Raw genomic sequence first — 25862 nt, forward strand, 5'->3', positions numbered from 1 at the left:
TCACAAATAGTGTAAATACAGACGAAAGCCTACGGTTATCCTCGTTCTACCACCACAACGGTGCGGTAATTGGGGTCTAGGGTTTGGACACGTTGGTTCACCAAATCAGCGATGACACCGTCTTCCATGTCGTATTGATAGGGCACCACTAAGTCGAAAATCAGCTTGGTATACACTTCCCCTGGTACCATGCGAAAATCATGAATATGGAAGGTGGCATTGATTTGCTTGACAATGGCCTCCACTTTTTGGGCGGTGGGTTGGGTGATACCGTCAGTGGTGACAATAGGGTCCATATGAATGACTGCATTGCACCCTAGTTCCTTGCCTAAGGTTTGCTCCGCTTGGTCGATTTCCTCATGCAATTGAAGAAAATCCCCTTCTGCTGGCACCTCTGCGTGGAGAGAAATCATCATCCGTCCTGGGCCGTAATCGTGAATCATTAAATCGTGCATCCCCAGCACACAGTCATGGGCAAGAACAATGTTTTGAATTTTCACCACCAGCTCTGGCGATGGGGCTGAGCCCAGCAAAGGGTCGATGGTGTCTTTGCCAGCACGCAAGCCAGAGAGCAAAATAAACCCTGCCACTGCCAAACCGCACCAACCGTCTAGCGCCAACTCCAGCACCTGCCCAGCGATGGTGGCAAGCAGCACCACCGACGTGGCCACCACATCAGACAGGGAATCCGTCGCCGTGGCTTTCAAGGCCACCGAGTCAATTTCCTTGCCAATACGACGATTGTAGCTGTACATATATAGCTTCACGACAATAGACACCGCCAAAATACCAATGGTCAACGGTGTCACCATCACGGGGGTATATTGTAGGATTTGCCCAACAGATTGTTGCCCCAACTCCAAACCCATGAGAATAATCATCAGCGCCACAACTAGGCCTGCCAGATACTCAATCCGTCCGTGACCAAAGGGATGGTGCGGGTCTGGCTTTTGCTCCGCCAAACGAAAACCCAACAGCGTCACCAGCGACGAGCCAGCGTCAGAGAGGTTATTAAACCCGTCTGCCATAATGGCAATGGAACCAGCGAGCAGTCCTGCCACCATCTTACCAAAAAACAGCACCACATTGAGCCCAATGCCCACCGCGCCACACACCATGCCATAGATGGAACGGTGTTTTTGGGGCGGTAAATTGACGCAATAGCGCTTGCATAACCATAGAATCAAAGCGTAGTCTCCTTTTTCACATAGAACCGTCGGGTAAACCCATAACAAAGGGGCACCAAATAGAGATATACCGCCCATGGCACTGCCCATAAATCCGCGCCCAACATGGCTAACGGTATGGTCAAGGCAATGCACCAAGGCACCAGTCCAGCCAGCATCACCCCAGAGTTTGCAATGTCCATGGCATGGTCACAAGGGGTCACGTTTTCCCGTTGGTACAGAGGTTTGAGCATCCCTGTCGTTAAAATCACCAGTACACTTTGGTTGCAAAACACCATCCCAGTGAGCAAACTGAGTGCAAAGGTGGCGCTGTATAAGCCAAAGCGCTGTGCCAGCCGTTCTATAACCTGTTCCACAGAGGCAAGGGCATGAAGCTGGGTCAAAATCCCAGCATACAAACTGGTAATCAGCACCACAGCAGAGCCATTGACCATGGACACCAGTCCACCACCATCTAAAACCCCTTGTAGGTCTGGGTGTGTGGGCGTATAGCCAAAAACGGCGCAGGAAATGGCCTCTTGCCACGATACACCTTGCAAGGTGATGGTCAACACCAACGCCACCACAGCGCTAAGCGCCATGGCAAATTTCACTGGTACCTTCAAAAGCACCAATGCAAAAATCACCACCGCTGGCAAGGTCACCGCCCAGTGGAAGGAAAATTGTTCTTCCAAGGCCAGCATCACGTTGCTCTGCCCAATTTCCATAGGATACAAAGGCGACACCACGGCATACACTGCCACGGTGATGGCCAAGGGCAGCCACGCAGTTTTCATCATTTGGCGCACGTTATCGTATAGGGATGAATTGGTGCAAGCCGCCACCAGCGTGGCGCAAGAGGACATAGGGGAACCACGGTCGCCAAAGTATGCACCAGATAAAATCACCCCAGCCACCAATGGAATGGGCACACCGCCAGCCCGTGCCAGCGTAATGAGCACCACCCCAGCCGTACCCACCACCCCAAAGGAGGTGCCAAGGGCAAAGCTGAAAAACACGGTGAGCACAAAAGCTGTCAGCACGAACCAATCGGGAGAAATGGCACGGAGGCCATAGTAGAGAAAATATCCAATGGTGCCGCTGCTGCGCCACAGCCCCATCACCATGCCGATGAGCAAAAACACAGGGATCACAATCAGCGCTGTTTTCCCTTCTGTCCATGCCATTTTGGCGATGGCAGACAAGCTGTGCCCCTTGGATTTTGCCAGCAGGACAAACACCGCCAACCCAAAGGCCAATGGATACACCAAGTTGATACCCATCACCAATGAAGCCATCACCGCCCCTAAAAACAGGGCAAAGCTTACCAGCATAGTTTACAGTCCAGAGGGAATGACCAAGGTCATTTTACAGCACAGATTATCTAAATCATCGTCGGTGGCGGCGCCAATGCGCAGTTTGGAACCACAGCTGTGGCAGGTAATGTCCACAGTGCTACGGCGCACGGCAATGCCGTAATCCTCCGCCCCACATTGGCAGGTGATGCCGTGGGGACGGCTGGCAATGTCTTTAAGCTCGGAGAGCACTTCGTACATCAGTGCCGAGTCAGAGAAGTTTTCAGGGTTTTCCGCTTGCTGTTGTTGGTGTTCTTTGTCTGCCAAAATCGCCAGTTCACGGAGGTTTTTCTCCACCGTGCCTTCTTCGCCGATGAAGCAGGAGAATTGCTTGGTTTTGGCACAGCCCAAACCCATATCCGTATGGTGAACACGGGTGGGCGAACATTTTGCCACGTGGGTTTCCCCACACAGTCCACAGGGGACGTAAATGTGGTATTGTTCGCCGTCATATTGGACTTGCAGACTGCTTTTTTCACAGTCGCAAGACACGGTTGCATTAGACGCTTCCAACGCAAAAATGGAGCGGCTGCCCATTACCATTTGCCCACAGTGGGGGCAGAGATAGCCAAAGGTGACCATCGTATCCATAGTGTGTACCTCTCAGTATCTAAAGTATATTGACCAATCTAACAGTATATCACGATTTTTCTTCTGTGTATATAATTTTTTAGTCTGCAACCACTGCTTTCATCGCAACCGCCAGACCTTGGGTGGCAATGGTGCGCCAGTGTGCCGTGACTGTGGCTTCAAAATCAGGAATTGCCGTCAAATCACAGCCCCAGAAGGCCTCATGGGAGGCCACGGCATGGATAAACCCATCGTCTTGACTATGCTGGGCGAAGAATTGTAGCACTTCCATGTTGTCGATGATGGGATAGCTTGCCCCATCTCGACAGCCAAGCAAACTGTTACCAGAGATTTCTTTGCCCGTATAAAACGCCAGCAAAGCGGCAAAGGAAAACACCAGACGCTCTGGTAGCGTTCCAAATTGAGCGTGATATTCCAAAATGGTGGGCAGCACTCTGGCGCGCCACTTGGACACACTGTTGAGGGAAATATCCAACAGTTTATGGTCAATGTAGGGGTTTTGGAAGCGGTCTTTCACGGCGCTGGCAAAGTGCGCCAAATCTTCTTTGGGCAAATCGATGACGGGCATAATTTCCTGTTCTAACGCTTGGGTCAAAAAGGCGGAAATGGTCTGGTCTGCCATGCAGTCACGGACAATGTCATAGCCCATTAAATAGGCCGCCAAGGCGGTGGAGGTATGGGCGCCGTTTAAAATCCGCACCTTGCGCTTTTTGTATGGCCCTTGGTCGTCGCAGATGAGAATGGGCAGTCCAGAGCCTTCTAATTTCAGCGCTTCCCCCACCCATTGTGGCCCTTCAATCACCCAGTTGGCAAAGGGTTCTCCCACGGTGGCAAGACGGTCGATATAGCCATTTTCAACGTCTAGCTGATCGGCTTCATCACTGGGATACCCAGTGACAATACGGTCAACCAGTGTGCTACAAAAGGTGTTGGCTGTCTCTATCCACTGGGCAAAAGTTTGGGGCAATTGCCACTGCTTGGCATAGCGCAACACACAGGATTTCAAGGCCTCCCCATTGGCATCAATCAGTTCACAGGGCAAAAATACCACGCCAGCGTCTGCCGCCCCACCAAAGTGGGTGAACCGCGCATACAGCCATTGGGTCACCTTGGCAGGAAAGGCGGTGGCTGGCGCGTCAGTCAATTGGCAAACTTCATCGTAGACGATGCCAGCTTCTGTGGTGTTGGAGAGGACAAAGGCCATGTCTGGATTTTGCGCCGTTTGTAGAAAACCTTCAAAATCAGCATAGGGGCTAAGGCAGCGGCTAACGCTGGAAACCATCCGCCGCTTAGACTGAGCCACCCCATTTTCCATGCCACGCAAGTACACAGTATACAGCCCTTCTTGGGCGTTGAACCGCTCTGCCTTGCCACGATGGGTGGGGTTTACCAGCACCACCTTGGCATTCAAATCGCAGCGCTCATTGAGCACATCAATGAAATAATCGGCAAAGCCACGGAGAAAATTCCCTTCCCCAAATTGCAAAATCCGCTCTGGTGCAGTTTTTAAACTATAGCCTTGATAGTCCATAATTTCCAAAGTAGCATAAGATAGTTGTTCCATAAATATGACTCCCTCTCCCCGTGATGTTTTTTTCACACTATAGTATAGCATAAAGGTTTGCCGTTTGGACATACTAACATTAAATTTCTTACACGCAGGAGGATAAACCTATGGGAGCAACACGATTGGGTGCCCAGACGGTGGCATTGGAGCGCCCACCGCGGGTGGTTTCATGGGGGAGCATCGGGGGCAAAGCTGAGGCCAAAGGCCCTCTGGCACAGGGATTTGACATGGTGAACCACGACAGTTTTTTCGGCCAAAAAACATGGGAACAGGCAGAGGTTGCCATGCAAAAAACAGCCCTCTCCACCGCCTTAACCAAAGGCAAGCTACAGCCCTCCGCCTTGGGCTATGTCCTCTCTGGAGACTTGCTCAACCAATGCGTGGGTGCCTCCTTTGCCATGCGGTCGTTTGCGGTGCCGTTTTTAGGGCTCTACAATGCCTGCGCCACCATGGGGGAAGGGTTGGGCTTAGGCGCCATGCTGATTTCTGGCGGCATGGCGCATCACATCGCCGCCATGGCCTCATCCCATTTTTGCGGCGTAGAGCGCCAATACCGCACCCCCATGCCCTACGGTAATCAACGCACCCCCACCGCCCAATGGACGGCCACCGCCGCCGGTTGTTGCATTCTAGGCACCACCGGCACCAACATTGCCATCACCCACGTCACCACAGGCAAAGTGGTAGATTGGGGCATTAAAGATGCCAACAACATGGGGGCCGCCATGGCACCTGGGAGTGTGAATTTAGGACCATGTCCCGAAAATGCAACAAACCAGTGCCAACGCACTGGTTTGTTTGATATTTGTGTCAGTATAGCATAAAATGTGGGGGTTGTAAAGCAAACGCAAGGAAATAGTTGCAAGAACCGCACCTTTGCTGTATACTGGATTTAATATCCAAATTTAGGAGGTAGCGACCATGGCAAAAGAGTATTTGGAAAGCAAATATGTAGAAGTCACCCCCAGTGTAGAACTCCACTATTGGGAACAAGGGGCAGGCAAACCCTTGGTGTTCATCCCTGGTTTGACCTTTTCTGGCGAGATTTTCAAGGCACAAATTGCCCATTTTTCAAAAGCTTACCGTGTGATTGCCATTGACCCCAGAGGGCAAGGCTTTTCCAGCAAAACGGCAGACGGCAACGACTATCTGACCCACGGTCGTGACCTGCACGGCTTGATGACCGCTTTGGATTTGCACGATGCGGTGCTCATCGGTTGGAGCACTGGTAACTTGGATGCATGGAGCTATGTCCAGCAGTTTGGCAAAGACAAACTCCGTGGCATTGTTACCATTGATATGTCTCCCCTGCCCATGTCCCCCGACCCCACTTGTTGGACAGAGGGTTCCATCGAAGAACTGTCTGAAGTGGCAAGCCAAATCCTCAGCGTTCCCAGTGGCCCTCGAGACTTTTTCAGTGGCTACACCACTGACATTATGATTCAACGAGATGTTCCAGCAGAGGAATTGTCCTACATCCTAGATATGTCTTGTCGCACGCCTTACTGGATTTGCAAGGCATTGTTCTGCGATGCCATGTTCTGCAACTTCTTAGAAACTGCCCAAGATTTAGGGGCAAACTTCCCCAGTTTGATGTTCATTGCAGAGCATTGGGCCGACGTGGCAAAGCCCTTTGTGGAAGAAAAACTCCCCGGCTACGACCACCACGTCATGGGCGGACACCTGATGTTCTACGAATATCCCGACACATGGAACGCCGTGTTAGAAGGGTTCTTAGACAAATTATAAGGCAAAAAAACGAGCCAAATCTGGCTCGTTTTTTTATGTTTCATTAGATTCTAGCAACACGCTTGCCCTCTTTTGAATTTGCTTTTCAATGGCCTTGAGCCGTTTGGTTGGTAGGTTATAGGCAGGATGCTTTTTGAATTGGAAGGTCAAGAGTTTGCGTAGCCCTTTGTGGTGATCAGGACGGAGAACCTCTTTAGCGGTGCCTAGGAAGTCATCGTACACGTTGGGGTACAGGGTGGCGATGTATTTGTCTAAGGATTCAGTGGATTCCCAATATTCTCCTCTGGCAAAGTTAAACAAGGCATTGCCATGGTCAAACAAGGGCGCAGGGGCAACAATTTGATTGGTCTGTGTGTCTACCAATACACCGAAGTTGCCGAAATGGCGGTCGGTGTTGCAAATCAAGGCATCCAATACCAACATATCTTCCAATGCGTGGGTGAAGGTTTCCCCTAAGGTGGCGTAATAGGTTTTTACAGCACCAAGTCCCCCACTGGTCACAAGGCGACCAACAGGGATAAAAGCCCTGTCTTGACTGGTGAACAGCGGACAGGTGGAACAGAGTTGCCCCTTCCATTTGGACAGATTATATTGCACCACATCGAAGCCCATGGCATCGGCAATTTGAGCGGCATAAAACTCAGAATAGGGTTCATACCCTGTGTTGGAAGCCCCAGTGGTGGCACCCTTCCACAAGGACACCACACCGCTTTGTCTGCGCCAACATTTGGGCAACATCCCATCGGTGGTAAACTCAGGACTAGAGGCCAAAGAGGGGCGCTCTTGACTACCATAGCCAGTGAACGCCACCTGTGCTAACACACGGCTCAAGTTGTTGGCGTACAAATTCACTTGGGCAAAGGTGGCAGTATCGTCCACGGTAGTGACCCAATAGCAGTCGTTCAACGACAGCCCCTTGCAGGCCAGCAAAATCCCCATGGGACGGTTCAAACTAAGCCCTTGCTTGGCCAACAACTCATGGACAAAGGCACGATTTTTAGGAATGGTACGCCGACGAAGCCAACTGGACAGATTCTTCACATCCAAATCCAAAGGCAATCGCCATGCTTCCTCACTTTGCCACAAAATCTCAATGTCAGGACTGCTGGTGTCCATGGTTGCCGAAAAATGCAGTACATTGACATCAAAATGCTTGAGATAAAATTCCATAAACACAGCCTCCTTTTGTTGGTTTTTGTATAGTATACCACGATTTGATGCACTTGAAAATAGGTGTTTTAACGTAGCAACTTAGGATAATCGGTTGCACCGTTGACGATGCGATAGATATAAACTTGGTTAGAAAATACTTTGTAGACGCACACATAGGGGGATTTAATCACCAGTTTGCGAAACCCATTGCTTGCCAGCACTGGGTCAGGATGGGTTTGCCCCACAAGGGGAAAGGTTTCTAACTTAGCGATGGTCTCTTTCATGGTAGCATAGATGGTACGCCCAGACGCTACACCCACATGGGTGACATGGAACTTGACAATCTCCTCCAAGTCCATCACAGCCTCTGGAGAATAAACCAATTTATGATTCATAGGCACGGAAAATGTCCTCCATCTTGGCATCTACTTGGTCGCTTGTATAAGCTGGCGCACCACTGAGGCGAGACAACTCCGCTTGATACACCATGTCTCGATGACGGAACATTTTTTCCCGTTCTTCATAGGCTTGCATACTCATGACCACCATGTCCGATTCACCCTTATTGGTAATGAAAATAGGTTCGCCAGAAGCCTTGGCAAGCTGAGAAATTTGAGGATATTCATTGCGAAGTGCAGTGGATGGTTTGATATTCATAGTAGCACCTCCTTGTTTTATGGCAATATTCTATCATAATCATGATAGAATTGCAAGAATCATTTCTCCTCTTGCCCCTCAATATACTCTCTCGCCAACTGGAAGGCATCGGCGAAGGTGAATTGAATGGTGATGTCACCGCCTTCGTGGACGTAAATCATGTCAATGAGCTGGGTCACAATGTCACGAGTCAAATGTTGGAGATTGCGGTATTGCTTAAATTCTTTGAGGAACGCATTGGTGCCGTCCACCCCTTGTTGTAGCTCCGTTTGCTGGGCTTGTAAGGCGGCGATAGTCTGGTCATGGCGGTCAATTTCCATTTCAAACTTGGCTTTCAAGGCGGTGTATTCCTCTTTGGAAATGTCCCCATTTTTCCAATCTGGATACAGCTCTAGCTTCATGCGCTTGGCAGTTTCTTGGGCTTGCTGGGCACGACGAATGCCCTCTTGCAACCGCTGAGACTGGCGATTGCCACCACTGGTTTCGTTGATAGATGCAATCAACTCATCCATCTCCACCGCCAAGGCGATTTGTTGTTGCACCGCCTGCAACACCGCCTGTTCCAAACGGTCAGAACGGATGGTATGCTTGGTGCAAGCGCCGTTGTTCATCTTCTTATAGGTGGCGCAAATGTAGTAGTGATAGTCGCCGTAGGGCTGAGAAATCAGCTTGCGGTTCATGGCACGCTTACAGTCGGCACATCGCAACAGCCCAGAAAATAGATATTCCTTCTGGGTGGCAGGAGAGGCACGGCGGTCACGAGTGAACAGGTCTTGCACACGGTCAAAGGTCTCCTTGTCAATGATAGCAGGATGGGTGTTTTCTACCTCAATCCACTGGTCTGACGGAATGGCTTCGGAGACATGAAGCTTATAGCTTTTGATGCGGTTTTTTCCCTGCACCATGGTGCCAGTGTAGAGCTTGTTTCGCAAAATCCGACGCACAGAACTGTCAGGCCACAGACCGTCTAGCATCTCTCCTGCTGGGTGGCGGTAGTCAAACCCTTTGCGTCGCTTATACTCACTGGGATTGGGAACGCCCAGAGCATTGAGTCGTTTGGCAATACCAATGATGCTGGTGCCTTCTAAAAACCACTGGTAAATGTCCTGCACCACCGCCGCCGCTTCGTCATCAATAAGAAGTTTTCCCTTTTGATTTGGGTCTTTCACATAGCCATAAGAGGCGAAAGAGCCGATGAACTGCCCTTGCTTACGTTTGATGTCCAGTGAGGAGCGGATTTTGTTGGAAATATCCCGTGCGTACTCATCGTTTAAAATGTTCTTCACAGGAATCAGCAAGGTGTTCATGGTTTGGGGGCTGAGATAGCTGTCCAGATGGTCGTTGACCGAGATAAACCGTAGGTTTAGAAGCGGAAATACCTGCTCCAAATAAGTGCCAACGCCGATGTAGTTTCGCCCCAGACGAGACAAATCTTTGACGATGATGCAATTGATTTTGCCAGCTCTGGCATCGGCCATCATCTGCTCAAAGGCAGGGCGGTCAAAGGATGTGCCAGACCAGCCATCATCTTGGTAGATTTTAGGCGGTGCCATGTCAGGTTGCTGGGTCAGGAAATCCTCAAGTTGGGTGCGTTGGTTGGCGATGCTGTCGCTTTCCTCTTTGTCGCCATCCTCACGGGACAGACGAATGTAGAGGGCAGGATGCCATAGCTTGGCATTTGCAGTGGACGGTGTGTTGCTAAGGGAATTTGCTTGAAATTTGCTATTGCGTGGCATGGTATCCTGCCCCCTTTCGTGTTAGATTTTAGATGGAAATCCCAGTGTTATTGCTGGCAGATACGGGTCATTTTTTCTTGCAATGTGGGTGCCCCATTGCAATACCGCATTTCCACAGACATCCCATTTATCTGCATTTGATAAGGGTTGTCGGTGGCACGCAAGAAAGATGCAATCCGCTCTTGCACAGGTAGTGTTTGGTCAATGTGCGGTTGATTGGTCATAGGTATCATCGCCTCGCTTTCATGTTCAATGTACCCCATTGACTGGTGTTTTATTCCATGTGATATCAATGGGAAGTGGGTGTGTTCTATGGGAATGATATATGGAGGAAATCCACAACCTTAACAGAACGTGGGGAAGGGGTTACATGTCGTCCCTAACTGTAAGCCCTTGATAGCCTCTGTTGCCAGATGCAACCCGTTTTACATGTTGGACTGGCAACTTTTCAGCCAATATCAATGACTTGAAAAGTCGAGCAAACTCTAGCTTGTCTAGAGGAATTGCTTCGCCTTCACAGTAGGCACAATAGTGTTGATACAGGGCTTCGGAGGTGATGGAGGCATCCACTTTTAGCAGGCAACAGGCCTTCAAAAAGCTCTTCACCGAGTCATAGCCAATGCGAGAATCTTTTGCTTGGTATTCATCAGGCACTTCAGCTCGGATGGGTTGGCATCCATCCGCCATAAGGCGGCTATATTCCAAGATGGCTTGTCCCACGATGTAGGCGCGCTCCTCCGTCAAGGCTTCAAAGAGTTGGGGAATGCGGTCTTCTTCCACTGGTGTTCCCATAAAGGGAATGATGACCATACGCTTTAACAGAGCCTCTTCTTCCGCTAGATTATTCAGCCGAATGGGATGATTGCCTGCGCAGATGAAGATAGGTTTATGATAGACGGTAATGCCGTCTTTATACTTCGGCTCGATGCGGATGGCATCATCGCCAACCAATTGCTTGAGCATCCCCACAGCCGCTTTGGGCAAAATGGTGTCATCCAAATCCATACATAAGATGACTTTTTTGCCTCGGATGTTGCCCAGCGCAAATTTATCTTTGAAGCTACTCATTCCGCAGAGACTGGTGACGGTATCTTCCCCTAAAAGAGAAGCAATCAATCGCCCCAATTGGGTTTTGCCAGTGCCAGATGGGCCAATGATGGCAAAAAAGGTTTTGCATTGCAAACCTGTCAGTGCCACAATCAACATCTGGAGGACCTGGCGGCGTATCAGCTCACTTCCTTGTCCAGCACAAGCAATAAATTGCTCGAAGGTTTCACCAGAAGCACAGGGGATGTCCGCATGGGCAAAGTCCAGACAGGTGAGCAGGTAATCCTCAGGCATGTGAGGATAGAATTCCCCAGTGTACAGATTGAGCGTGCCATCTGTGAAGTTCAACAGATGACTATGATGAGGCAATGGCTCGTCGCGCTGAATTTCTGGCGCATGGCGTATCAACCAATCAATGGATTTATAGGTTTGAGGCACCAGTGTACCATCGATACCACGCTCAGAAAAATATTGTCGCAACGCTACATGCAGCTGATGGACAGACAACTGTTTCCAGTGGGTACCTGTGTATTGATACGCCTCTTCTTTATAAATCATCAATTGCAGTGCTATGGCACATTTTTTAGCAAATTCCACCATATCTGCATCGGTAAACTTCGTACCAGGTTTTGATTGCATAACGGGTGGAGATGGCTTATACTTGGAAGGAGAACGGTTGGTAGTGATCCCCAGGGCTTGGAGAAGCTCCGTCCCATCTTGACCATCAGGAAGCAGGAGTGGTTCATTGAAGTCCTCTACTGTGATAGGGTCTCCTGCAGGGAAATAGGATAGCCATAGCATTGGGTCCATATCACCGTCTTGCAGACAGATGGGGTCTTCGAAGGATTGGTTGTCAACTGCAGGGAGTACATACAAGAGTTCTTCGATGGCACAAGTGCCGGCTAAATCAGGCAAGGAATCAAATGTGTCATGGGTGATGGTTGTATCTCCCGTGTTGGATAGTATGGACTTTAGTTCTTCATCAAAATGCATAGAAGCTCCTTTCAGCCTTGAAGTTGATGGGATTGTTCCGTACCACTAGCCCCGTGTTCACGGAGCGCAGCATAATACCACATTTGGATGATATCGGAATTGGTGCTCAGGGCGGCCACCTGCATAGGGAGGGATTGAGCAGTTGCGTCGAAGTGAATGTTTACCCCCAGGAGTTCTGGGGTTTCCATGGTGGAGTCGGATTTGGTAGCATTGGCGATATCTGCAACTGCAAACATTTGCAGTGCACACCCATCTCTTTGAGATGAGGCCAACACATTTTTTGCGTTGTCGGTCAGAATATATTCTGCCGTAGTGCGGTCCGAACCAGCGATGAAGTAGAGGCGAGCATCGTATGATGCTAAGTCGAAGGTGATGATACCTTCTGGTGTGGACACCTTGCCCATCAGTGCCTTCAGCGGATGGTTGCTGTTTTGAACGATAAAATCCCGCTGTTGCGCAAGATGTGGATTGCAACAGATAACACCATACGCGCGGTTACCAACGGCAAGGCCTGCGCCCATTTTTGACATGAGTTGGGTTTCTTCTGGAGTCATAGGTGAAGGTGCGGAGGCGGGAGCGGTTGCGGGGGTGTGTGCGAAGGTGTTTGCAGGGGTGTGTGCGAGGGTAGGGGTGCCGGTTTGGATGGTGCTGGTCATGAAATTTTGGTTCATAATATTTCTCCATTTCGTGTTTTGATAGTATCGACTCCTGATGAGTGCGATCTAAGCGTAGTATACACCATCCGACGGGCTTTTTAGAGGGTGCAAAATTTACCCCAAAAATAGTTTTGGGGTAAATTTTGCACCCTTGATAAGATAGGCATACTTATTGTAAATTAAAAGGTTAGAATTAAATAGGAGAGTACATATGAAGAAGCCAACGCCAAATGATACGAGCTATGATTTTAAGAAAATGAAGAGCGATATCGACAAGGCAGTTACCGAGACTAGGCGCAAAGTGTATAAGCTTGAATACTCTCGTAATGTGTCTTTGTCAACTTAAAAATACACAAAAAGGGCGCGTAAAAGTGCATAGGGTCAGCGTTGGGGAATAACATTAGCGAGAAAAAACTTAAAAAATTGCTGAAAAATGTCGAAAACGGAAGTGGGCTTCCTGTTATTTGCTAAATTCTTCTTGTATAATGAAAACAAGAAGGAGGTGTGCACAATGGCTAGAAATGAACTTGGCGTTGCTTTAAAAGGGTTCCGTATAGAACAAGGGATGACGCAGGAAATGGTAGAGGGTCGCAGTGGAATTTCTGTTAGAACAATTCGGGATGCAGAGCGAGGAAGCAAAGATACAAAAATGAGTACACTTCAAACATTGGGCAATGTATATGGCATGGAACTGGGGTTTTACCCAAAAACCTTTCAGATGGAGAGGGGTGAGTTGCAATGGGTAGCGTAGACATTGCAGAAATTTACAGCCTGCTTTACTCCTTAGGCATCACCGCCAACTATCGAGGTTTTTTCCATACCAGCTACGCCGTCTATCTCGTCATACAAAATCCAGAAAGGCTGCTCCTCATCACCAAGTGGCTGTACCCAGAGGTAGCCAAACACTATAAAACCACTTGGCAATGCGTTGAGCGCAACATTCGCACAATCACAGAGCTTATTTGGATACACAATCGAATTTTGTTAGAGCAGATGGCGCACCATCCTATGGAGAAAAAACCTAGGAATGGTGCTTTTTTGTCCCTTCTAGCCTCAACGCTCACGTTGCCTGGACATGGATTGTGTCAAGCGGTAGCTCTCCCCAGAGAAGATGACTATGTGCGAATGGTGTACCAAGCGGTCAATGAGAGCTGCCGTCAAGCGGTTATCCCCAAAGACTGTATTCCATTGAGAGAATTCCAGATTGGATGTAATGATGAGGCTTTTCCGCTCATAACAGTCGGCAATCACTTGGAATAACAGCTCTGCTGCCGCTTTGTGCAACGGTACAAAACCAATTTCATCAATGACCATTAACTGCACCTTTTTTAGCGTAGATAAGAAACTGTTCAAGGTGCCCTTGTTGTTCTTTTCCAATAAAATATTGGCAAGAGATGCAGCTGTAAAGAAGCGAACAGGCCGTCCTTCTTGGCAGGCGTTCAACGCCAGAGCTGTGGCAAGATGGGTCTTGCCTGTCCCAACGGCGCCCATAAAAATAAGGTTTTCCTTGGGTGCCAAAAATTGCAAATCTTCCATATACTCTCGTGTTAGTCCAACTGGCAGTGCTATTTCATTGCGCCAAGTGAAGTCATCCAAGGTTTTTAGCACCCCAAATCCTGCACTTTTTACCATGCGGTTAATGCGGTTTATTTCTCGTTCTCGCAACTCCAGTTGTAATAAATCGGTTAGATATTGCTCATTATTTCGGTATTCCACACTTGTCCACTCTTTTGCCAAACCACCTAATTTCAAGGTTTTCATGTATTGCTCAACCATGTAAATCACCTCCTATCAATCCGTCGTAAGCGCTCAAATTTGGCGTGTAATGTAGGTCAGGCGTGGTAATATCCAAAGTCAACGGCTCTGGTCGGTGTTCCTTTTTGGCAATCATGTAGTAGCATTGGCGGACACTATCCGCATCGGTGCGGCCATTCTCATGCGCCAACTCTAGCACTTCGTCGCAAAAGGTGGCGTTGCCATCTTGGACGATTTCATCCAGTAATTGTAGCGCACTTTTTCGTGCCTGTCCTTGGGCTTGGTGGAGATGCTGTTGCCAAAGAGGTGGCATTTGGTTGAAGAATCGAGTGTGAGATACCCCGCCAGGCTTTCTGCATAAAACGCCAACATACTGTTTCCAATCATAGTACTCTTGGTGTGTTTCATAACTTCTTTTATAACTTCCAACTAAGGTATGGTCATGGTAAAATTCAATGCAGTCATAATAAATTTTCGCTTGCACAATCTCTCGACTCAGCGCTGGTGACAGACCATACTTATTGGTGTCAATGGTGACAAAGCCATATTTATTCACCGCCAAGCTTTCGTAACGGAACACCGAAAAAGGGTGCTCTGGCAGGGGTAGTAGCGCCTCACGATCTGCTTCCCACAGTTCCTGTATCTCAATCTGATGCTTGTAATGGAGACGCTGTGCATCCTGCTCGCACCAGTCGAAAAGCTGTTCGTTGAAGGTATCGAAGGAGGTAATGGTCGGCACAGGAACAAAGGCGTTTCTGCGGCTATATCCCACTTTATTCTCCACGTTGCCTTTCTCGTTGCCAGCGGCAGGATTGCAGAATTCAGCCTTAAATCGGTAATGCAGCATGAATCGGGTGAATCCATCGGTCAGCACTCGTTCACCATGGTCTAGGACCTTCACCACGGCGGTAGACATATTGTCGAAGCGGATGACGGGTGGCACGCCACCCATGTGCTCAAAAATCTGCTTCATGCCTTCTAGCAAGCATTCTTGGTTTTGGGCTGGGAAATCTTGGGTGTATCCCTTGTTGGAATTGGGGAAGGACAGGGTTAGGGCGTAGCCTGTCCGCACTTTGGATGAGGCGTCGTTGTAGATGTGCTCGCCAAAATCCACTTGCCCACTGCCGTGGGGATGCGCCAGAGGCAGATAACCATCGGTTTGGCTGCTCATGGCGAATTTCTTCTTGCGCACATAACGCTTTACGCTGGAGTAGCTACCGAGGAATTTTTCTTCATCTCGTAAACGGCAATAGATTCGCCAAATTGTGTGTCGTTGCTTGCGTGGAATTTTGGTGTCATCCTCTAACCATTGGTCTATGATAGGGATGAAATCCCCTAAAATTGGATAGCTTTCTGCTTGAATGTTGGGTAGATGCTCATCGTTCCAGTCGTCTTTATGGGCGTACTTGCGCACCGTGCGATAATTGAGTCCTGTGATTTTTGCGATTTCATTGAGACTTTTCTCTTGGTTTTCGTACAAATCTTTGATATAATTCTTTTGAGCCATTCTTATCACCTTTCCGCTACCTCCTTAGTTCTAGACAAACTAATGGTAGCTCTTTTTTGAGGTGCTGACAATGGCTCTTTTTTTACGAGCCCAACCTATGCACTTTTCGCGCCCTTTTTCGGTACTTTTATTTTAGTGGAAACACGTAATGCAAAATTATCAGAGAAGTCCCAAGCTTTTAGGTATGCCCAAAACTATTTGGGAGAGATAAATCAAGTTATAAAGGAAAAAGAAAATTCTCAAACCATAGAACTGTTTCCTGCGCTTCATGCAGATTTTTGCTATGCTATTGTACAGGATAATGATACGCTCTTAAAATACTTGCCTTATGTAATGACCGCTTTTTACTGGAATAGTCAGACCATTAAATTCCCAAGACTTCTTGAAGAAATTGAAAAGTATAATCCCAAAACAGATGATGATAGCGTACCAACAAAAAGTGAAAAGGTTAATCGCAAAACAGTTGTTGATAACCTACCAACAAAAATACGGAAGGATATCAACACCCTTTTTACTCTATCGGGTGTAACTCATCGGAATGACGGTATTAACTACCAAAAAACCAAGCCAGTACTGCGCCATGAAGACGCTGGCTTTCAAGCGATTTATCGAGAGGTATTAGAAACGCATTTAATCAATCGCTATTATAAAGAACAAAAGTTGTTGGGGTTGCTGCTTGGGTTAGGGTATTCACAAGAAACCGTTGAGAATCTGCATGCTACCATTAAAAGCGTGATGCGCTCAAAAAAATCGGAAACAGAAAAGGCTGAAAAAATTGTTGCAGAGTTAATCACTCAAATTCCGCTAGAGTTTTTTCGAAAAATTCAAAAGTTAGAGATAAATCCAGTTACTTTAGAGTGCCTAAGGAGCATTAGGGAAGAGGTTTTAGATGCATTTATTCTATCTGATAAAACGAAGGAGAAATCGCAATCAAGCAGCATCTCCCAACGCATAGAAAGTAAAGTCTATCGTCAAAGCTTTACACCATTTTATTCTGAAGGACTTTCCTATTATGAGGGATCTAGTCCAGTGGAACAAAAGTTATATTTTAAACATCTATACTTAGCTATGCTATATTCCGTATTTACTTTGGCGTGCTTTCAAGATTCTAAATTACAAGATAAAATTGATTACACTGCGTCATATGCATTGTTTCAAGAACATACATTGTCATTTCATCTCCATTTAGACCAAGACGCACGCTTTTCATTACATGACATTAAAAAAAGCTTTTATACTAAGCAATTAAAAAATGATACATTCTTATCATATTTTTCTGATAACTATATTAAGAATGATACATTCAAAGATACACTATCCTTTCTTTCAGAAAGCGTCGAAGCATTGGAATGCTCAAATGCACTGCGTATAATGGTCCCCCTGTCAAGACCACTTCCTCAAAATTTATCGTGAACACAACAACCTATTTTGCTTCCTGAGCCAAGCCTGGTTGTGGTTACCTCCAGGGTAGCCGCCCGAAGGGTTGCCTTGACCGACTGGGTCAGGCTGGTACAATGGGAAAGGCGAGGGGAACGGCCTCCGCCTACAACCCACGACCTCCCGTCGCCACCAGTCCTCAACCAGCCTGTGCCAGACTGTCAAGGTGGTTGGTTGGCGTTGTGAAGGCTGCCCCATACACGGCCTCTGGAGTCTGATTTCCCAGTGCTTGATGGGGTCTGAAGGTGTTGTACTGCTTGATATAATTTCCAATTCCACGGCGCAATACCCTAGGATTTTGATACTCGTTGAGGTAAATTTCCTCGGTTTTCAGGCTACGGAACCACCGCTCAATCATGATATTATCCGCCCAACGGGACTTACCATCCATGCTTTGGACAATGTGATTTGCCTTCAAAAACCCCTTATATTGGGAGCTTGTGAACTGACATCCTTGGTCAGAATTGAGAAAAGCGGGGGTGCCGTGGCTAGAAATTGCGCGCTGGACAGCGGCGATGACGTTATCTGTGTCCAGCGTATCGGACAGACTCCAGCCCACAATCAGACGGCTATACCAGTCGATAATCGCCGTCAAATACATGTGCCCGTGGTGCATTTTGATGTAAGTGATGTCGATTGACCACACTTGATTCGGGAACGAGACAACCTTATTTCTCAGCAAATATGGTACGATAGACTCTTTAAAGTTGCGTTTTGAGAGATTTGCCTTGGGATAGAGAGCATGAATTCCCATCTCGCACATCAGTCGCCTAACCAGCTTGCGACCCACAAAAATCTGGTCGGTGGCCAGCTTGGTCACCAGCTTTCGAGAGCCGATGTAGGGCATTTGGGTGTGCCAGTAGTCGATGCGTGCCATGATGTGCTCCCGCCAGCGCTTGGCCTCCTGGTCGACCTCCACAGGCTGGTAGTAGACCTGCCCTCGGGGCAGACCCAGCAGCTCACATTGACGGCGGATGGACAGGTCTGCGTCAGTCCTGAGGGAACTTGGGGACGGGGATGCCGCAGTCCCGAAAGGCACCCTGAATAAAGTCTCGCTCCAGTGTCAATTGGCCGATGGTGCGGAGCATCTGCTCCTTCTCTTTTTTCAGGGCAACCTCCTTCCGATGTGCTTCTTTGACCTGCTTTTTCTCATCGAAAACCTGACTGGCATTGGATATAAATTCCTTCTTCCAGTTGCGAATCATGTTGGGATTAACCCCCTGCTCGGCAGCGATAACGTTTAATTCCTTCTCACCCTGGAGGACTTCTAGGACGATCTTGGCCTTATATTCGGCGCTGTAACTGCTTCGTGGCATGATATGTTCTCCTCTCGTTTATCGTTTTTGATATTGTATCACGTTCACGATAATTTTTCGAGTGCTGGTTTGGTTTCTAGGGTCCATTATAGCGGTATAGGAATGGGACATATGAAAAATGGTGTAATTTTGAACTTGTTAAATGTTCGCTGTTCATGTCAATGCATGATTTGATTAATATATATGATCAGGAAAGTTTAAATAGAGTTCAGCGAAATGAAGCCTCCAAGGAAAGAAGTGCTCGGAAACCAGAGTTAGAGTTCGATTTTGATTTCCTTGGTATGCTTGGGGAAATTGGTGATTGCAATCTAAAAAAGCAACAAGAAGCATCTGAATTCATTATTGGAAAGCTAGAAGAACATCTAGATCTAAAAGATAATGGAAAGCGATTCAATATCACAAAACATCTATTCGCTGCCGTGTACCATCACCGAGGCGAATCGTAAATCTTTACTAACCCCCACGGGCGGATGGGCGGATGGGCGGTGGAAAACTGATTTTTTAGCTTAAAATAAGGAAAACCCCTCTATTTTAAGCTGTTTTTTCAAAGTTTTCTCCGCCCATCCGCCCAAGGTTTATAATGCCCCAAATCCCTCCAGATCCTCCCGCTTCACCCGCCACAGTTTCCCTATGCGAAACGCTTTCAAATCACCAGAATTGACTAGGCGGTAGAAGGTGTTGCGACCGATGCAGAGGATATCCATCACTTCTTGTGGAGTGAGGAATTGGGTTTCTGGTGTGGTTTCTTCTTCATAATCATCGTGATATTTGCGCATAATTGCACCTCATTTTCATCAAATTAGGGATTTCCCTTATGGGATTGTTTTGCGTTATTTCGTCCCCTACAACTATATATCATTTCTTTGAGAAAGGCTCAGAGGTCATGGATTGCTGACATCCACGACCTCTGAGCCTTTTTACATTTTATCAAAAAAGAAAGGATTTCACCCTATGTTACGCTCAATTTTATCCCTGATTCGCACCATTCTCGCTCAATTCATTTCACGCATGGTTTCCAACATGGTGTTTTCCTAAACGCCAAATTTTCCAAAGGAGGTAAGTCCCAATGATAAATTAACCTTTGATACCAGCGATTTGATTGGTATCTTGCTCACTGCTACCGCCGCCATACTTTGTGTGGCTATTGACACAATTTTGAAGGAGGAACCCGACCCATGACCCAAACTTTTATCTGCGCCCACTGCGGAGGCACTCGCCCCCAATCTGCCCTAGAAATCTTCGACGAAACCGCCATTTGCCACGATTGTTTCATGTCCGAAACCACCATTTGCGCCCACTGTGGCGACCGCATTTGGAACCGTGACAACGCTGCCACCGAATACACTCCCATCTGCCAAAGCTGTTGTGAGTCTCATTACAGCGTTTGCGAGGACTGCGGTGCTTTGATCCACAATGATGATTGCTGTTATGTTAGCGATGACAGCGACAATCCCTATTGCCACCGTTGCGTTGAAAACCACCGCACCGACTGCGGTATTCAAAGCTATTACTACCGTCCAAATCCCATCTTCTACGGAAACGGCAATCGCTATTTTGGCGTGGAGCTGGAGATTGACAATGGTGGCGAATCCGACTCTGTAGCCGACTTGCTCCTTGGCATCGGCAACCGAGAGGATGATTACATCTACATCAAACACGACGGCTCTCTGGACGATGGTATGGAAATCGTCACTCACCCCATGACCTTGGACTTCCACCGTGATAGGATGCCTTGGGAGGAACTGACCCAGATAGCTCTGCGCCAAGGCTACTACTCCCACCGTGCTCAAACTTGTGGTTTGCACGTCCATGTGAACCGCAACAGCCTTGGCGATACAGCTATTGCCCAAGAGGATACTATTGCACGGATTTTGTACTTCGTGGAAGCCCATTGGAATGAGTTGCTGTGCTTCAGCCGTCGCACCCAACGTCAGTTGAACAAATGGGCGGCACGGTATGGGCGCAAGGACAGCCCCAAAGAGGTTTTGGACACCGCCAAACACAGCGGTGGCAGTCGGTACACTTGCGTCAATCTTACCAACACCGATACCATCGAATTCCGCATTTTCCGTGGGACGCTGAAAACCAACACCATCATTGCCACGCTAGAGCTTGTGAATCAACTCTGTAGCGTGGCTTTGTCTTCTTCTGATGCCCAAATGCAAGAGCTGACTTGGACAGCTTTCGTCCGTGATTTGGATGCGGACAAGCACCAAGCCTTGATTCAATATCTGAAAGAACGTCGGCTGTATGTCAGTGAGCCTGTGGAAGTGGAGGACGAAAAATAATGTGCTGTTTATTTGGATTTGTAGACTATAAAAATCACCTGTCATCAGGGCAGAAGCACCATCTTTTGAAAGTTTTGGGCACCGCCTGTGAAGCACGAGGCACCGACGCCACTGGCATCGCCTACAACACAGAAGGACAGTTGCGGATTTACAAGAAAGCTGTCCCAGCCCACAAACTGCGGATGCGGTTGCCCCACGATGTGCAGGTGGTCATGGGACACACACGCTTCACCACCCAAGGGAGCGAGAAGAAGAACCACAACAACCATCCCTTCCGTGGCACCTTGCCTGACCAATGCTTTGCATTGGCGCACAACGGGGTCTTGCACAACGATCACTTTCTGCGGCAAACCCTTGACCTGCCCGACACTCCCATCGAAACCGACAGCTACATCGCTGTCCAGCTCATCGAAAAAGAAAGAGCCCTCCACTTGCAAAGCCTGCGCACCATGGCAGAGCAAGTGGAGGGTTCGTTTGTATTTACGGCGCTGGATGCCCAAAACTCGCTGTACTTCGTTCGTGGAGATAATCCTCTGTGCATTTATCATTATCCATCTTTGGGACTATACGTCTATGCCTCTACGGAATCCATTTTACAGACAGCATTGTCACGATTGAAATTCCGCCTACCAAAGCCCGTGACCGTAGACACAGACTGCGGTGATATTCTGGAAATCGACCGCCACGGCCATTTGTCTATGACCACCTTCGACTGTGGGCATCTGTATCAGTTCTACCCTCGCTACTACGGCTACTTCCCTATGACGTATAGCGCAAAGGACACCAGCTATCTGCAAGAGCTAAAAAACATCGCCACCGCCTTTGGCTACACCCCAGAGGACATTGACGACTTGGTGAAAAGCGGTATTAGCCCCGAAGAAATCGAGGATTATTTCTATTGTGGCGCAGAATTATGACCCAATAGACTACACCCTAACGACATAGTAAAAAACCGTCCCACTAGAGTTCCATTTCGCCTTTTGGCATATGCCATCGGTGAAGGGAACCCTAGTGGGACAGAAAGGAAAACCTTATGAAAATCGGATACATCCGTGTGTCTACCCAGGAGCAAAATACCATCCGCCAAGAAGAATTGATGCGCACCCTTGGCGTGGACGAAGTCTACATCGACCGCATCAGCGGTAAAAACACCAATCGTCCAGAGCTTAGGAAAATGATGGACTATGTCCGCCAAGGGGACACCGTCATCGTGGAGTCCATCAGCCGCTTTGCTCGTAATACGAGAGATTTGCTAGACTTGGTGGAGCAGCTCTCATCTAAGCAGGTAGAGTTCATTTCCCAAAAAGAAGCCATCGATACCTCCACCCCAACAGGCAAATTCATGCTCACCATCTTCGGTGCCGTAGCAGAACTAGAACGTGCCTACATCCTCCAACGCCAACAAGAAGGCATCGATATTGCCAAAACACAAGGCAAATACAAAGGTCGCAAACCCATCCACCACCCAGACTTTGACCGTGTGGTAGCTAAGTGGAGAAGCGGTGACATGACGGCGGTGGAGGCGATGAAGCGGCTGGATATGAGTAGTAGTACATTTTATCGGAGGGTGAATTCCTCGCCGACACCACAAATACGAGGGCATTGATAGTTGTAATGCCCTCGTATTTGAACCTAAGCAGCAGTGTGCATTATGTGTAATCTCGCGCTTTGGCAGATATAATCTTTTTTTGTAAGTTGCTCCCCGTAGAGGAAACGACAAGATTCGCTCCTTGATGTCACCAGTGGCAGAACGATTTCAATCCACGCTCCCCTTGGGGGGAGCGACTGCTGGGTTTCTCTGGCCAGACAACATCAAAGGATTTCAATCCACGCTCCCCTTGGGGGAGCGACACCGCCGTCAACGGTACCACCATCACCGTGGTGATTTCAATCCACGCTCCCCTTGGGGGGAGCGACGAGCAGTTGACTGCCGACTTGCAAACAGCAGTAGAGATTTCAATCCACGCTCCCCTTGGGGGGAGCGACACAAAGACAGTGCCAAGATGACCGCCAAGTCGCTATTTCAATCCACGCTCCCCTTGGGGGGAGCGACTTACGATTTTGATTTAGTCGCCGCCCTAGAAGCCATTTCAATCCACGCTCCCCTTGGGGGGAGCGACAAACTCCGTGGCTTGGGTGGGGTCGTCCGTCCATTTATTTCAATCCACGCTCCCCTTGGGGGGAGCGACGCTGACAGCCATCAATGGTGCCAACGGCTGCATATTTCAATCCACGCTCCCCTTGGGGGGAGCGACTATGTCATCAAAAAAGTCTGGATATTCATTATTTATTTCAATCCACGCTCCCCTTGGGGGGAGCGACGGTGTAGTCCACCACGCCATCCACGTCCAGCAGGTGATTTCAATCCACGCTCCCCTTGGGGGAGCGACGACAATAACGTCCACAGCCCCGAAGACTACCCAATTTCAATCCACGCTCCCCTTGGGGGGAGCGACTTGTCTGCGATGCAGATAAATTATTATCTATCAATATTTCAATCCACGCTCCCCTTGGGGGGAGCGACATGATATTTCACCAAAAACACTGTTAAGTTGCTTTATTTCAATCCACGCTCCCCTTGGGGGGAGCGACCCGTCAGCGTCCAGCACCACGGCATTATCCAAGGCATTTCAATCCACGCTCCCCTTGGGGGGAGCGACTTGACCTCGTCAACACAGCCATCACTGCCTTGCCAATTTCAATCCACGCTCCCCTTGGGGGGAGCGACGGTAGTATATCAATATAAACTCGCATTCCTACAAATTTCAATCCACGCTCCCCTTGGGGGGAGCGACGCCGCCGTCTGCACCGTTAGTGTTGTAGTTGCGCCAAATTTCAATCCACGCTCCCCTTGGGGGAGCGACCACTTGTCTGGTACAGCCATAAAACCCATGAGGGAGATTTCAATCCACGCTCCCCTTGGGGGGAGCGACCTAGTGTACGCCATAAAACCCATGAGGGAGAAAGGATTTCAATCCACGCTCCCCTTGGGGGGAGCGACCTTGGCCTCAGCAACACAGACATCACTGCCTTGCCAATTTCAATCCACGCTCCCCTTGGGGGGAGCGACGGCTTGAGTAGCGTCATCACTCCCGAAAGTGATACCCATTTCAATCCACGCTCCCCTTGGGGGGAGCGACACGTATGACTTTTACGTTGACTGGTTTGATACCAAAATTTCAATCCACGCTCCCCTTGGGGGGAGCGACCGTGGTGTTATGTCAGAGCAACGAGTGACCCAAATTTCAATCCACGCTCCCCTTGGGGGGAGCGACGAAGGCTTGACCGTAGGTGGTGGGCTTTACCTCAATTTCAATCCACGCTCCCCTTGGGGGGAGCGACTTCGAGAAATTAGCCATGGACGAGCCTATTTCTTTTATTTCAATCCACGCTCCCCTTGGGGGGAGCGACTAAAACAGCAAGTGACCGTGGAGCAGACCAATTCGAATTTCAATCCACGCTCCCCTTGGGGGGAGCGACAAAACAGCAAGTGACCGTGGAGCAGACCAATTCGAATTTCAATCCACGCTCCCCTTGGGGGGAGCGACGAAGTGAAATACGGCACACCGCCCGAAGCACAAATTTCAATCCACGCTCCCCTTGGGGGGAGCGACCAAGTGCCAGTGCTGGGGGAGGTGACCATCAGTGATTTCAATCCACGCTCCCCTTGGGGGGAGCGACGGTAGTATATCAATATAAACTCGCATTCCTACAAATTTCAATCCACGCTCCCCTTGGGGGGAGCGACTGGATTTGATTACCTATTATGCCCGTATCACCATGATTTCAATCCACGCTCCCCTTGGGGGGAGCGACCAAGCATCCCTCAACTATGTGCCTTTGAGCCAATTTATTTCAATCCACGCTCCCCTTGGGGGGAGCGACCAAACAACACCGACCCATGGCGGACACCGTGGGAATTTCAATCCACGCTCCCCTTGGGGGGAGCGACTTGATACCTATGACGGACAAGATGTTATTATTTTTATTTCAATCCACGCTCCCCTTGGGGGAGCGACTTGCTGTTGGCTGGCACTGTGCCCAATGTGGCGGTATTTCAATCCACGCTCCCCTTGGGGGAGCGACGACCTCAGCAACACAGCCATCACTGCCTTGCCAATTTCAATCCACGCTCCCCTTGGGGGGAGCGACGACCTCAGCAACACAGACATCACTGCCTTGCCAATTTCAATCCACGCTCCCCTTGGGGGGAGCGACACCCTTTTGCATCCGTGCGCCCCCTGCATATTCACATTTCAATCCACGCTCCCCTTGGGGGGAGCGACGACAGCACTCGAAAAATCCCATGCGCCATACAATTCGATTTCAATCCACGCTCCCCTTGGGGGGAGCGACAAAAGAGTGTTGGTGAATACACATTTTATAAGGATTTCAATCCACGCTCCCCTTGGGGGGAGCGACAACTAACCACGGCATACTTTGCAGCCGTTAAGCCATTTCAATCCACGCTCCCCTTGGGGGGAGCGACATTTACCTCAGCAACACAGCCATCACTGCCTTGCCAATTTCAATCCACGCTCCCCTTGGGGGAGCGACCGCCAAACAGATGGCAGACGAAGGCCTGTTCACCCCGATTTCAATCCACGCTCCCCTTGGGGGGAGCGACTTTACCTCAACAACACAGCCATCACTGCCTTGCCAATTTCAATCCACGCTCCCCTTGGGGGAGCGACAGAAGCAGACGTTGACCTTGTAAGCGCCTTGATGATTTCAATCCACGCTCCCCTTGGGGGAGCGACGCTTGACCTCGGCAACACAGCCATCACTGCCTTGCCAATTTCAATCCACGCTCCCCTTGGGGGGAGCGACGACCTCAGCAACACAGCCATCACTGCCTTGCCAATTTCAATCCACGCTCCCCTTGGGGGG

25 protein-coding genes, 1 pseudogene and 4 CRISPR repeat arrays (1 of these 30 running past the window's edge) are annotated in these 25862 nt (G+C 49.0%); of the genes and pseudogenes, 9 read left to right on the forward strand and 17 right to left on the reverse strand.

Going from position 1 to position 25862, the window contains the following annotated elements:
• Positions 1-35 precede the first annotated feature (35 nt).
• The 4 genes from RFF05_RS04660 to RFF05_RS04675 form a co-directional block, all read right to left on the reverse strand.
• Positions 36-1187: a cation diffusion facilitator family transporter gene (locus tag RFF05_RS04660; protein WP_409969234.1), complete on the reverse strand. Its 1152-nt coding sequence runs from the start codon at positions 1185-1187 to the stop codon at positions 36-38.
• Complete coding sequence (locus tag RFF05_RS04665; RefSeq protein ID WP_409969235.1) at positions 1184-2500, reverse strand: Na+/H+ antiporter NhaC family protein; 1317 nt, start codon at positions 2498-2500, stop codon at positions 1184-1186. Before RFF05_RS04665 ends, RFF05_RS04660 begins: the two co-directional genes overlap by 4 nt.
• A 3-nt stretch (positions 2501-2503) precedes the next feature.
• Complete coding sequence (locus tag RFF05_RS04670) at positions 2504-3112, reverse strand: hypothetical protein (RefSeq protein WP_409969236.1); 609 nt, start codon at positions 3110-3112, stop codon at positions 2504-2506.
• A gap of 79 nt (positions 3113-3191) precedes the next feature.
• Positions 3192-4676, reverse strand: a complete 1485-nt coding sequence (locus RFF05_RS04675; RefSeq protein WP_409969237.1) for a tagaturonate reductase — start codon at positions 4674-4676, stop codon at positions 3192-3194.
• A 110-nt stretch (positions 4677-4786) separates the two neighbouring features.
• On the opposite strand from RFF05_RS04675, the gene RFF05_RS04680 reads away from it, so the two are divergent.
• Both RFF05_RS04680 and RFF05_RS04685 read left to right on the forward strand, forming a co-directional pair.
• Positions 4787-5503, forward strand: a complete 717-nt coding sequence (locus RFF05_RS04680; RefSeq protein ID WP_409969238.1) for a hypothetical protein — start codon at positions 4787-4789, stop codon at positions 5501-5503.
• Between the two features lie 97 nt (positions 5504-5600).
• Positions 5601-6428: an alpha/beta fold hydrolase gene (locus RFF05_RS04685; protein ID WP_409969239.1), complete on the forward strand. Its 828-nt coding sequence runs from the start codon at positions 5601-5603 to the stop codon at positions 6426-6428.
• A 33-nt stretch (positions 6429-6461) separates the two neighbouring features.
• On the opposite strand, the gene RFF05_RS04690 is transcribed toward RFF05_RS04685, so the two are convergent.
• The 7 genes from RFF05_RS04690 to RFF05_RS04720 form a co-directional block, all read right to left on the reverse strand.
• Positions 6462-7598 (reverse strand): XRE family transcriptional regulator, encoded by a 1137-nt coding sequence (locus tag RFF05_RS04690; protein WP_409969240.1) that lies wholly within the window; start codon positions 7596-7598, stop codon positions 6462-6464.
• Between the two features lie 68 nt (positions 7599-7666).
• Positions 7667-7975: a type II toxin-antitoxin system RelE/ParE family toxin gene (locus RFF05_RS04695; protein WP_409969241.1), complete on the reverse strand. Its 309-nt coding sequence runs from the start codon at positions 7973-7975 to the stop codon at positions 7667-7669.
• The gene (locus tag RFF05_RS04700) at positions 7965-8237 is read right to left on the reverse strand and encodes a type II toxin-antitoxin system Phd/YefM family antitoxin (RefSeq protein ID WP_409969242.1); all 273 of its coding nucleotides are present in this window, start codon (positions 8235-8237) and stop codon (positions 7965-7967) included. The genes RFF05_RS04695 and RFF05_RS04700 overlap by 11 nt, the downstream gene beginning before the upstream one ends.
• A gap of 59 nt (positions 8238-8296) precedes the next feature.
• Positions 8297-9973 (reverse strand): recombinase family protein, encoded by a 1677-nt coding sequence (locus RFF05_RS04705; protein WP_409969243.1) that lies wholly within the window; start codon positions 9971-9973, stop codon positions 8297-8299.
• Between the two features lie 47 nt (positions 9974-10020).
• The gene (locus RFF05_RS04710) at positions 10021-10197 is read right to left on the reverse strand and encodes a DUF6870 family protein (protein WP_409969244.1); all 177 of its coding nucleotides are present in this window, start codon (positions 10195-10197) and stop codon (positions 10021-10023) included.
• Positions 10198-10339: 142 nt separating this feature from the next.
• Positions 10340-12013: a DUF5906 domain-containing protein gene (locus tag RFF05_RS04715; protein WP_409969245.1), complete on the reverse strand. Its 1674-nt coding sequence runs from the start codon at positions 12011-12013 to the stop codon at positions 10340-10342.
• Between the two features lie 11 nt (positions 12014-12024).
• Entirely contained in the window at positions 12025-12684 is a 660-nt protein-coding gene (locus tag RFF05_RS04720; protein WP_409969246.1) for a hypothetical protein, read from the reverse strand.
• A gap of 496 nt (positions 12685-13180) precedes the next feature.
• On the opposite strand from RFF05_RS04720, the gene RFF05_RS04725 reads away from it, so the two are divergent.
• Both RFF05_RS04725 and RFF05_RS04730 read left to right on the forward strand, forming a co-directional pair.
• Positions 13181-13420: a helix-turn-helix domain-containing protein gene (locus RFF05_RS04725; RefSeq protein WP_409967229.1), complete on the forward strand. Its 240-nt coding sequence runs from the start codon at positions 13181-13183 to the stop codon at positions 13418-13420.
• Positions 13408-13668: pseudogene (locus RFF05_RS04730) on the forward strand (sporulation initiation factor Spo0A C-terminal domain-containing protein); the annotation flags it as partial. The gene RFF05_RS04725 and the pseudogene RFF05_RS04730, both read left to right, overlap by 13 nt.
• Before the next feature lie 54 nt (positions 13669-13722).
• Here RFF05_RS04730 and istB read toward each other — a convergent pair.
• Positions 13723-14445 carry an IS21-like element helper ATPase IstB gene (gene istB / locus RFF05_RS04735; RefSeq protein WP_409967230.1) on the reverse strand — a complete coding sequence of 241 codons (723 nt, stop codon included), beginning with the start codon at positions 14443-14445 and terminating at the stop codon, positions 13723-13725.
• Entirely contained in the window at positions 14438-15931 is a 1494-nt protein-coding gene (gene istA, locus RFF05_RS04740) for an IS21 family transposase (protein ID WP_409967410.1), read from the reverse strand. Before istA ends, istB begins: the two co-directional genes overlap by 8 nt.
• Before the next feature lie 135 nt (positions 15932-16066).
• On the opposite strand from istA, the gene RFF05_RS04745 reads away from it, so the two are divergent.
• Complete coding sequence (locus RFF05_RS04745; RefSeq protein ID WP_409969247.1) at positions 16067-17344, forward strand: hypothetical protein; 1278 nt, start codon at positions 16067-16069, stop codon at positions 17342-17344.
• Positions 17345-17507: 163 nt separating this feature from the next.
• Here the strand turns inward: RFF05_RS04745 and RFF05_RS04750 are convergent, their stop codons facing one another.
• Positions 17508-18407, reverse strand: coding sequence for an IS3 family transposase (locus RFF05_RS04750; protein ID WP_409967433.1), 900 nt, complete (start codon positions 18405-18407; stop codon positions 17508-17510).
• Positions 18358-18684 (reverse strand): transposase, encoded by a 327-nt coding sequence (locus tag RFF05_RS04755; protein ID WP_409967432.1) that lies wholly within the window; start codon positions 18682-18684, stop codon positions 18358-18360. The genes RFF05_RS04750 and RFF05_RS04755 overlap by 50 nt, the downstream gene beginning before the upstream one ends.
• Before the next feature lie 161 nt (positions 18685-18845).
• Between RFF05_RS04755 and RFF05_RS04760 the strand changes: the two genes are divergently transcribed.
• Complete coding sequence (locus tag RFF05_RS04760) at positions 18846-19130, forward strand: hypothetical protein (RefSeq protein ID WP_409969248.1); 285 nt, start codon at positions 18846-18848, stop codon at positions 19128-19130.
• Between the two features lie 129 nt (positions 19131-19259).
• Here the strand turns inward: RFF05_RS04760 and RFF05_RS04765 are convergent, their stop codons facing one another.
• Complete coding sequence (locus RFF05_RS04765) at positions 19260-19460, reverse strand: helix-turn-helix domain-containing protein (RefSeq protein WP_409969249.1); 201 nt, start codon at positions 19458-19460, stop codon at positions 19260-19262.
• Between the two features lie 399 nt (positions 19461-19859).
• Between RFF05_RS04765 and RFF05_RS04770 the strand changes: the two genes are divergently transcribed.
• The 3 genes from RFF05_RS04770 (at position 19860) to RFF05_RS04780 (ending at position 22578) form a co-directional block, all read left to right on the forward strand.
• On the forward strand, positions 19860-20972 hold the full coding sequence (locus RFF05_RS04770) for an amidoligase family protein (RefSeq protein ID WP_409969250.1): 1113 nt from the start codon (positions 19860-19862) through the stop codon (positions 20970-20972).
• Entirely contained in the window at positions 20972-21889 is a 918-nt protein-coding gene (locus tag RFF05_RS04775; protein ID WP_409969251.1) for a class II glutamine amidotransferase, read from the forward strand. The genes RFF05_RS04770 and RFF05_RS04775 overlap by 1 nt, the downstream gene beginning before the upstream one ends.
• 116 nt (positions 21890-22005) lie before the next feature.
• The gene (locus tag RFF05_RS04780) at positions 22006-22578 is read left to right on the forward strand and encodes a recombinase family protein (RefSeq protein WP_409969252.1); all 573 of its coding nucleotides are present in this window, start codon (positions 22006-22008) and stop codon (positions 22576-22578) included.
• A gap of 130 nt (positions 22579-22708) precedes the next feature.
• On the opposite strand, the gene RFF05_RS04785 is transcribed toward RFF05_RS04780, so the two are convergent.
• The gene (locus RFF05_RS04785) at positions 22709-22846 is read right to left on the reverse strand and encodes a hypothetical protein (protein WP_409969253.1); all 138 of its coding nucleotides are present in this window, start codon (positions 22844-22846) and stop codon (positions 22709-22711) included.
• A gap of 10 nt (positions 22847-22856) precedes the next feature.
• Positions 22857-23295: direct repeats of the CRISPR family, unit length 33 nt; unit sequence ATTTCAATCCACGCTCCCCTTGGGGGGAGCGAC.
• 100 nt (positions 23296-23395) lie between these two features.
• Positions 23396-24925: a CRISPR direct-repeat array (repeat unit 33 nt; unit sequence ATTTCAATCCACGCTCCCCTTGGGGGGAGCGAC).
• Between the two features lie 166 nt (positions 24926-25091).
• Positions 25092-25600: a CRISPR direct-repeat array (repeat unit 33 nt; unit sequence ATTTCAATCCACGCTCCCCTTGGGGGGAGCGAC).
• 169 nt (positions 25601-25769) lie between these two features.
• Positions 25770-25862: a CRISPR direct-repeat array (repeat unit 33 nt; unit sequence ATTTCAATCCACGCTCCCCTTGGGGGGAGCGAC); it runs 891 nt beyond the window's last position.

The organism is Bengtsoniella intestinalis (assembly GCF_039719005.1).
GTDB lineage: Bacteria > Bacillota > Clostridia > Oscillospirales > Oscillospiraceae > Oscillibacter > Oscillibacter intestinalis.

Excerpts from the sequence above, each read along its gene's own strand:
- RFF05_RS04665 (WP_409969235.1), bottom strand. The coding sequence starts at position 2,500 with ATGCTGGTAAGCTTTGCCCTGTTTTTAGGGGCGGTGATGGCTTCATTG.
- RFF05_RS04670 (WP_409969236.1), bottom strand. The coding sequence starts at position 3,112 with ATGGATACGATGGTCACCTTTGGCTATCTCTGCCCCCACTGTGGGCAA.
- RFF05_RS04675 (WP_409969237.1), bottom strand. The coding sequence starts at position 4,676 with ATGGAACAACTATCTTATGCTACTTTGGAAATTATGGACTATCAAGGC.
- RFF05_RS04680 (WP_409969238.1), top strand. The coding sequence starts at position 4,787 with ATGGGAGCAACACGATTGGGTGCCCAGACGGTGGCATTGGAGCGCCCA.
- RFF05_RS04685 (WP_409969239.1), top strand. The coding sequence starts at position 5,601 with ATGGCAAAAGAGTATTTGGAAAGCAAATATGTAGAAGTCACCCCCAGT.
- RFF05_RS04690 (WP_409969240.1), bottom strand. The coding sequence starts at position 7,598 with ATGGAATTTTATCTCAAGCATTTTGATGTCAATGTACTGCATTTTTCG.
- RFF05_RS04695 (WP_409969241.1), bottom strand. The coding sequence starts at position 7,975 with ATGAATCATAAATTGGTTTATTCTCCAGAGGCTGTGATGGACTTGGAG.
- RFF05_RS04700 (WP_409969242.1), bottom strand. The coding sequence starts at position 8,237 with ATGAATATCAAACCATCCACTGCACTTCGCAATGAATATCCTCAAATT.
- RFF05_RS04705 (WP_409969243.1), bottom strand. The coding sequence starts at position 9,973 with ATGCCACGCAATAGCAAATTTCAAGCAAATTCCCTTAGCAACACACCG.
- RFF05_RS04710 (WP_409969244.1), bottom strand. The coding sequence starts at position 10,197 with ATGACCAATCAACCGCACATTGACCAAACACTACCTGTGCAAGAGCGG.
- RFF05_RS04715 (WP_409969245.1), bottom strand. The coding sequence starts at position 12,013 with ATGCATTTTGATGAAGAACTAAAGTCCATACTATCCAACACGGGAGAT.
- RFF05_RS04720 (WP_409969246.1), bottom strand. The coding sequence starts at position 12,684 with ATGAACCAAAATTTCATGACCAGCACCATCCAAACCGGCACCCCTACC.
- RFF05_RS04725 (WP_409967229.1), top strand. The coding sequence starts at position 13,181 with ATGGCTAGAAATGAACTTGGCGTTGCTTTAAAAGGGTTCCGTATAGAA.
- istB (WP_409967230.1), bottom strand. The coding sequence starts at position 14,445 with ATGGTTGAGCAATACATGAAAACCTTGAAATTAGGTGGTTTGGCAAAA.
- istA (WP_409967410.1), bottom strand. The coding sequence starts at position 15,931 with ATGGCTCAAAAGAATTATATCAAAGATTTGTACGAAAACCAAGAGAAA.
- RFF05_RS04755 (WP_409967432.1), bottom strand. The coding sequence starts at position 18,684 with ATGCCACGAAGCAGTTACAGCGCCGAATATAAGGCCAAGATCGTCCTA.
- RFF05_RS04760 (WP_409969248.1), top strand. The coding sequence starts at position 18,846 with ATGCATGATTTGATTAATATATATGATCAGGAAAGTTTAAATAGAGTT.
- RFF05_RS04765 (WP_409969249.1), bottom strand. The coding sequence starts at position 19,460 with ATGCGCAAATATCACGATGATTATGAAGAAGAAACCACACCAGAAACC.
- RFF05_RS04770 (WP_409969250.1), top strand. The coding sequence starts at position 19,860 with ATGACCCAAACTTTTATCTGCGCCCACTGCGGAGGCACTCGCCCCCAA.
- RFF05_RS04775 (WP_409969251.1), top strand. The coding sequence starts at position 20,972 with ATGTGCTGTTTATTTGGATTTGTAGACTATAAAAATCACCTGTCATCA.
- RFF05_RS04780 (WP_409969252.1), top strand. The coding sequence starts at position 22,006 with ATGAAAATCGGATACATCCGTGTGTCTACCCAGGAGCAAAATACCATC.
- RFF05_RS04785 (WP_409969253.1), bottom strand. The coding sequence starts at position 22,846 with ATGGTGGTACCGTTGACGGCGGTGTCGCTCCCCCAAGGGGAGCGTGGA.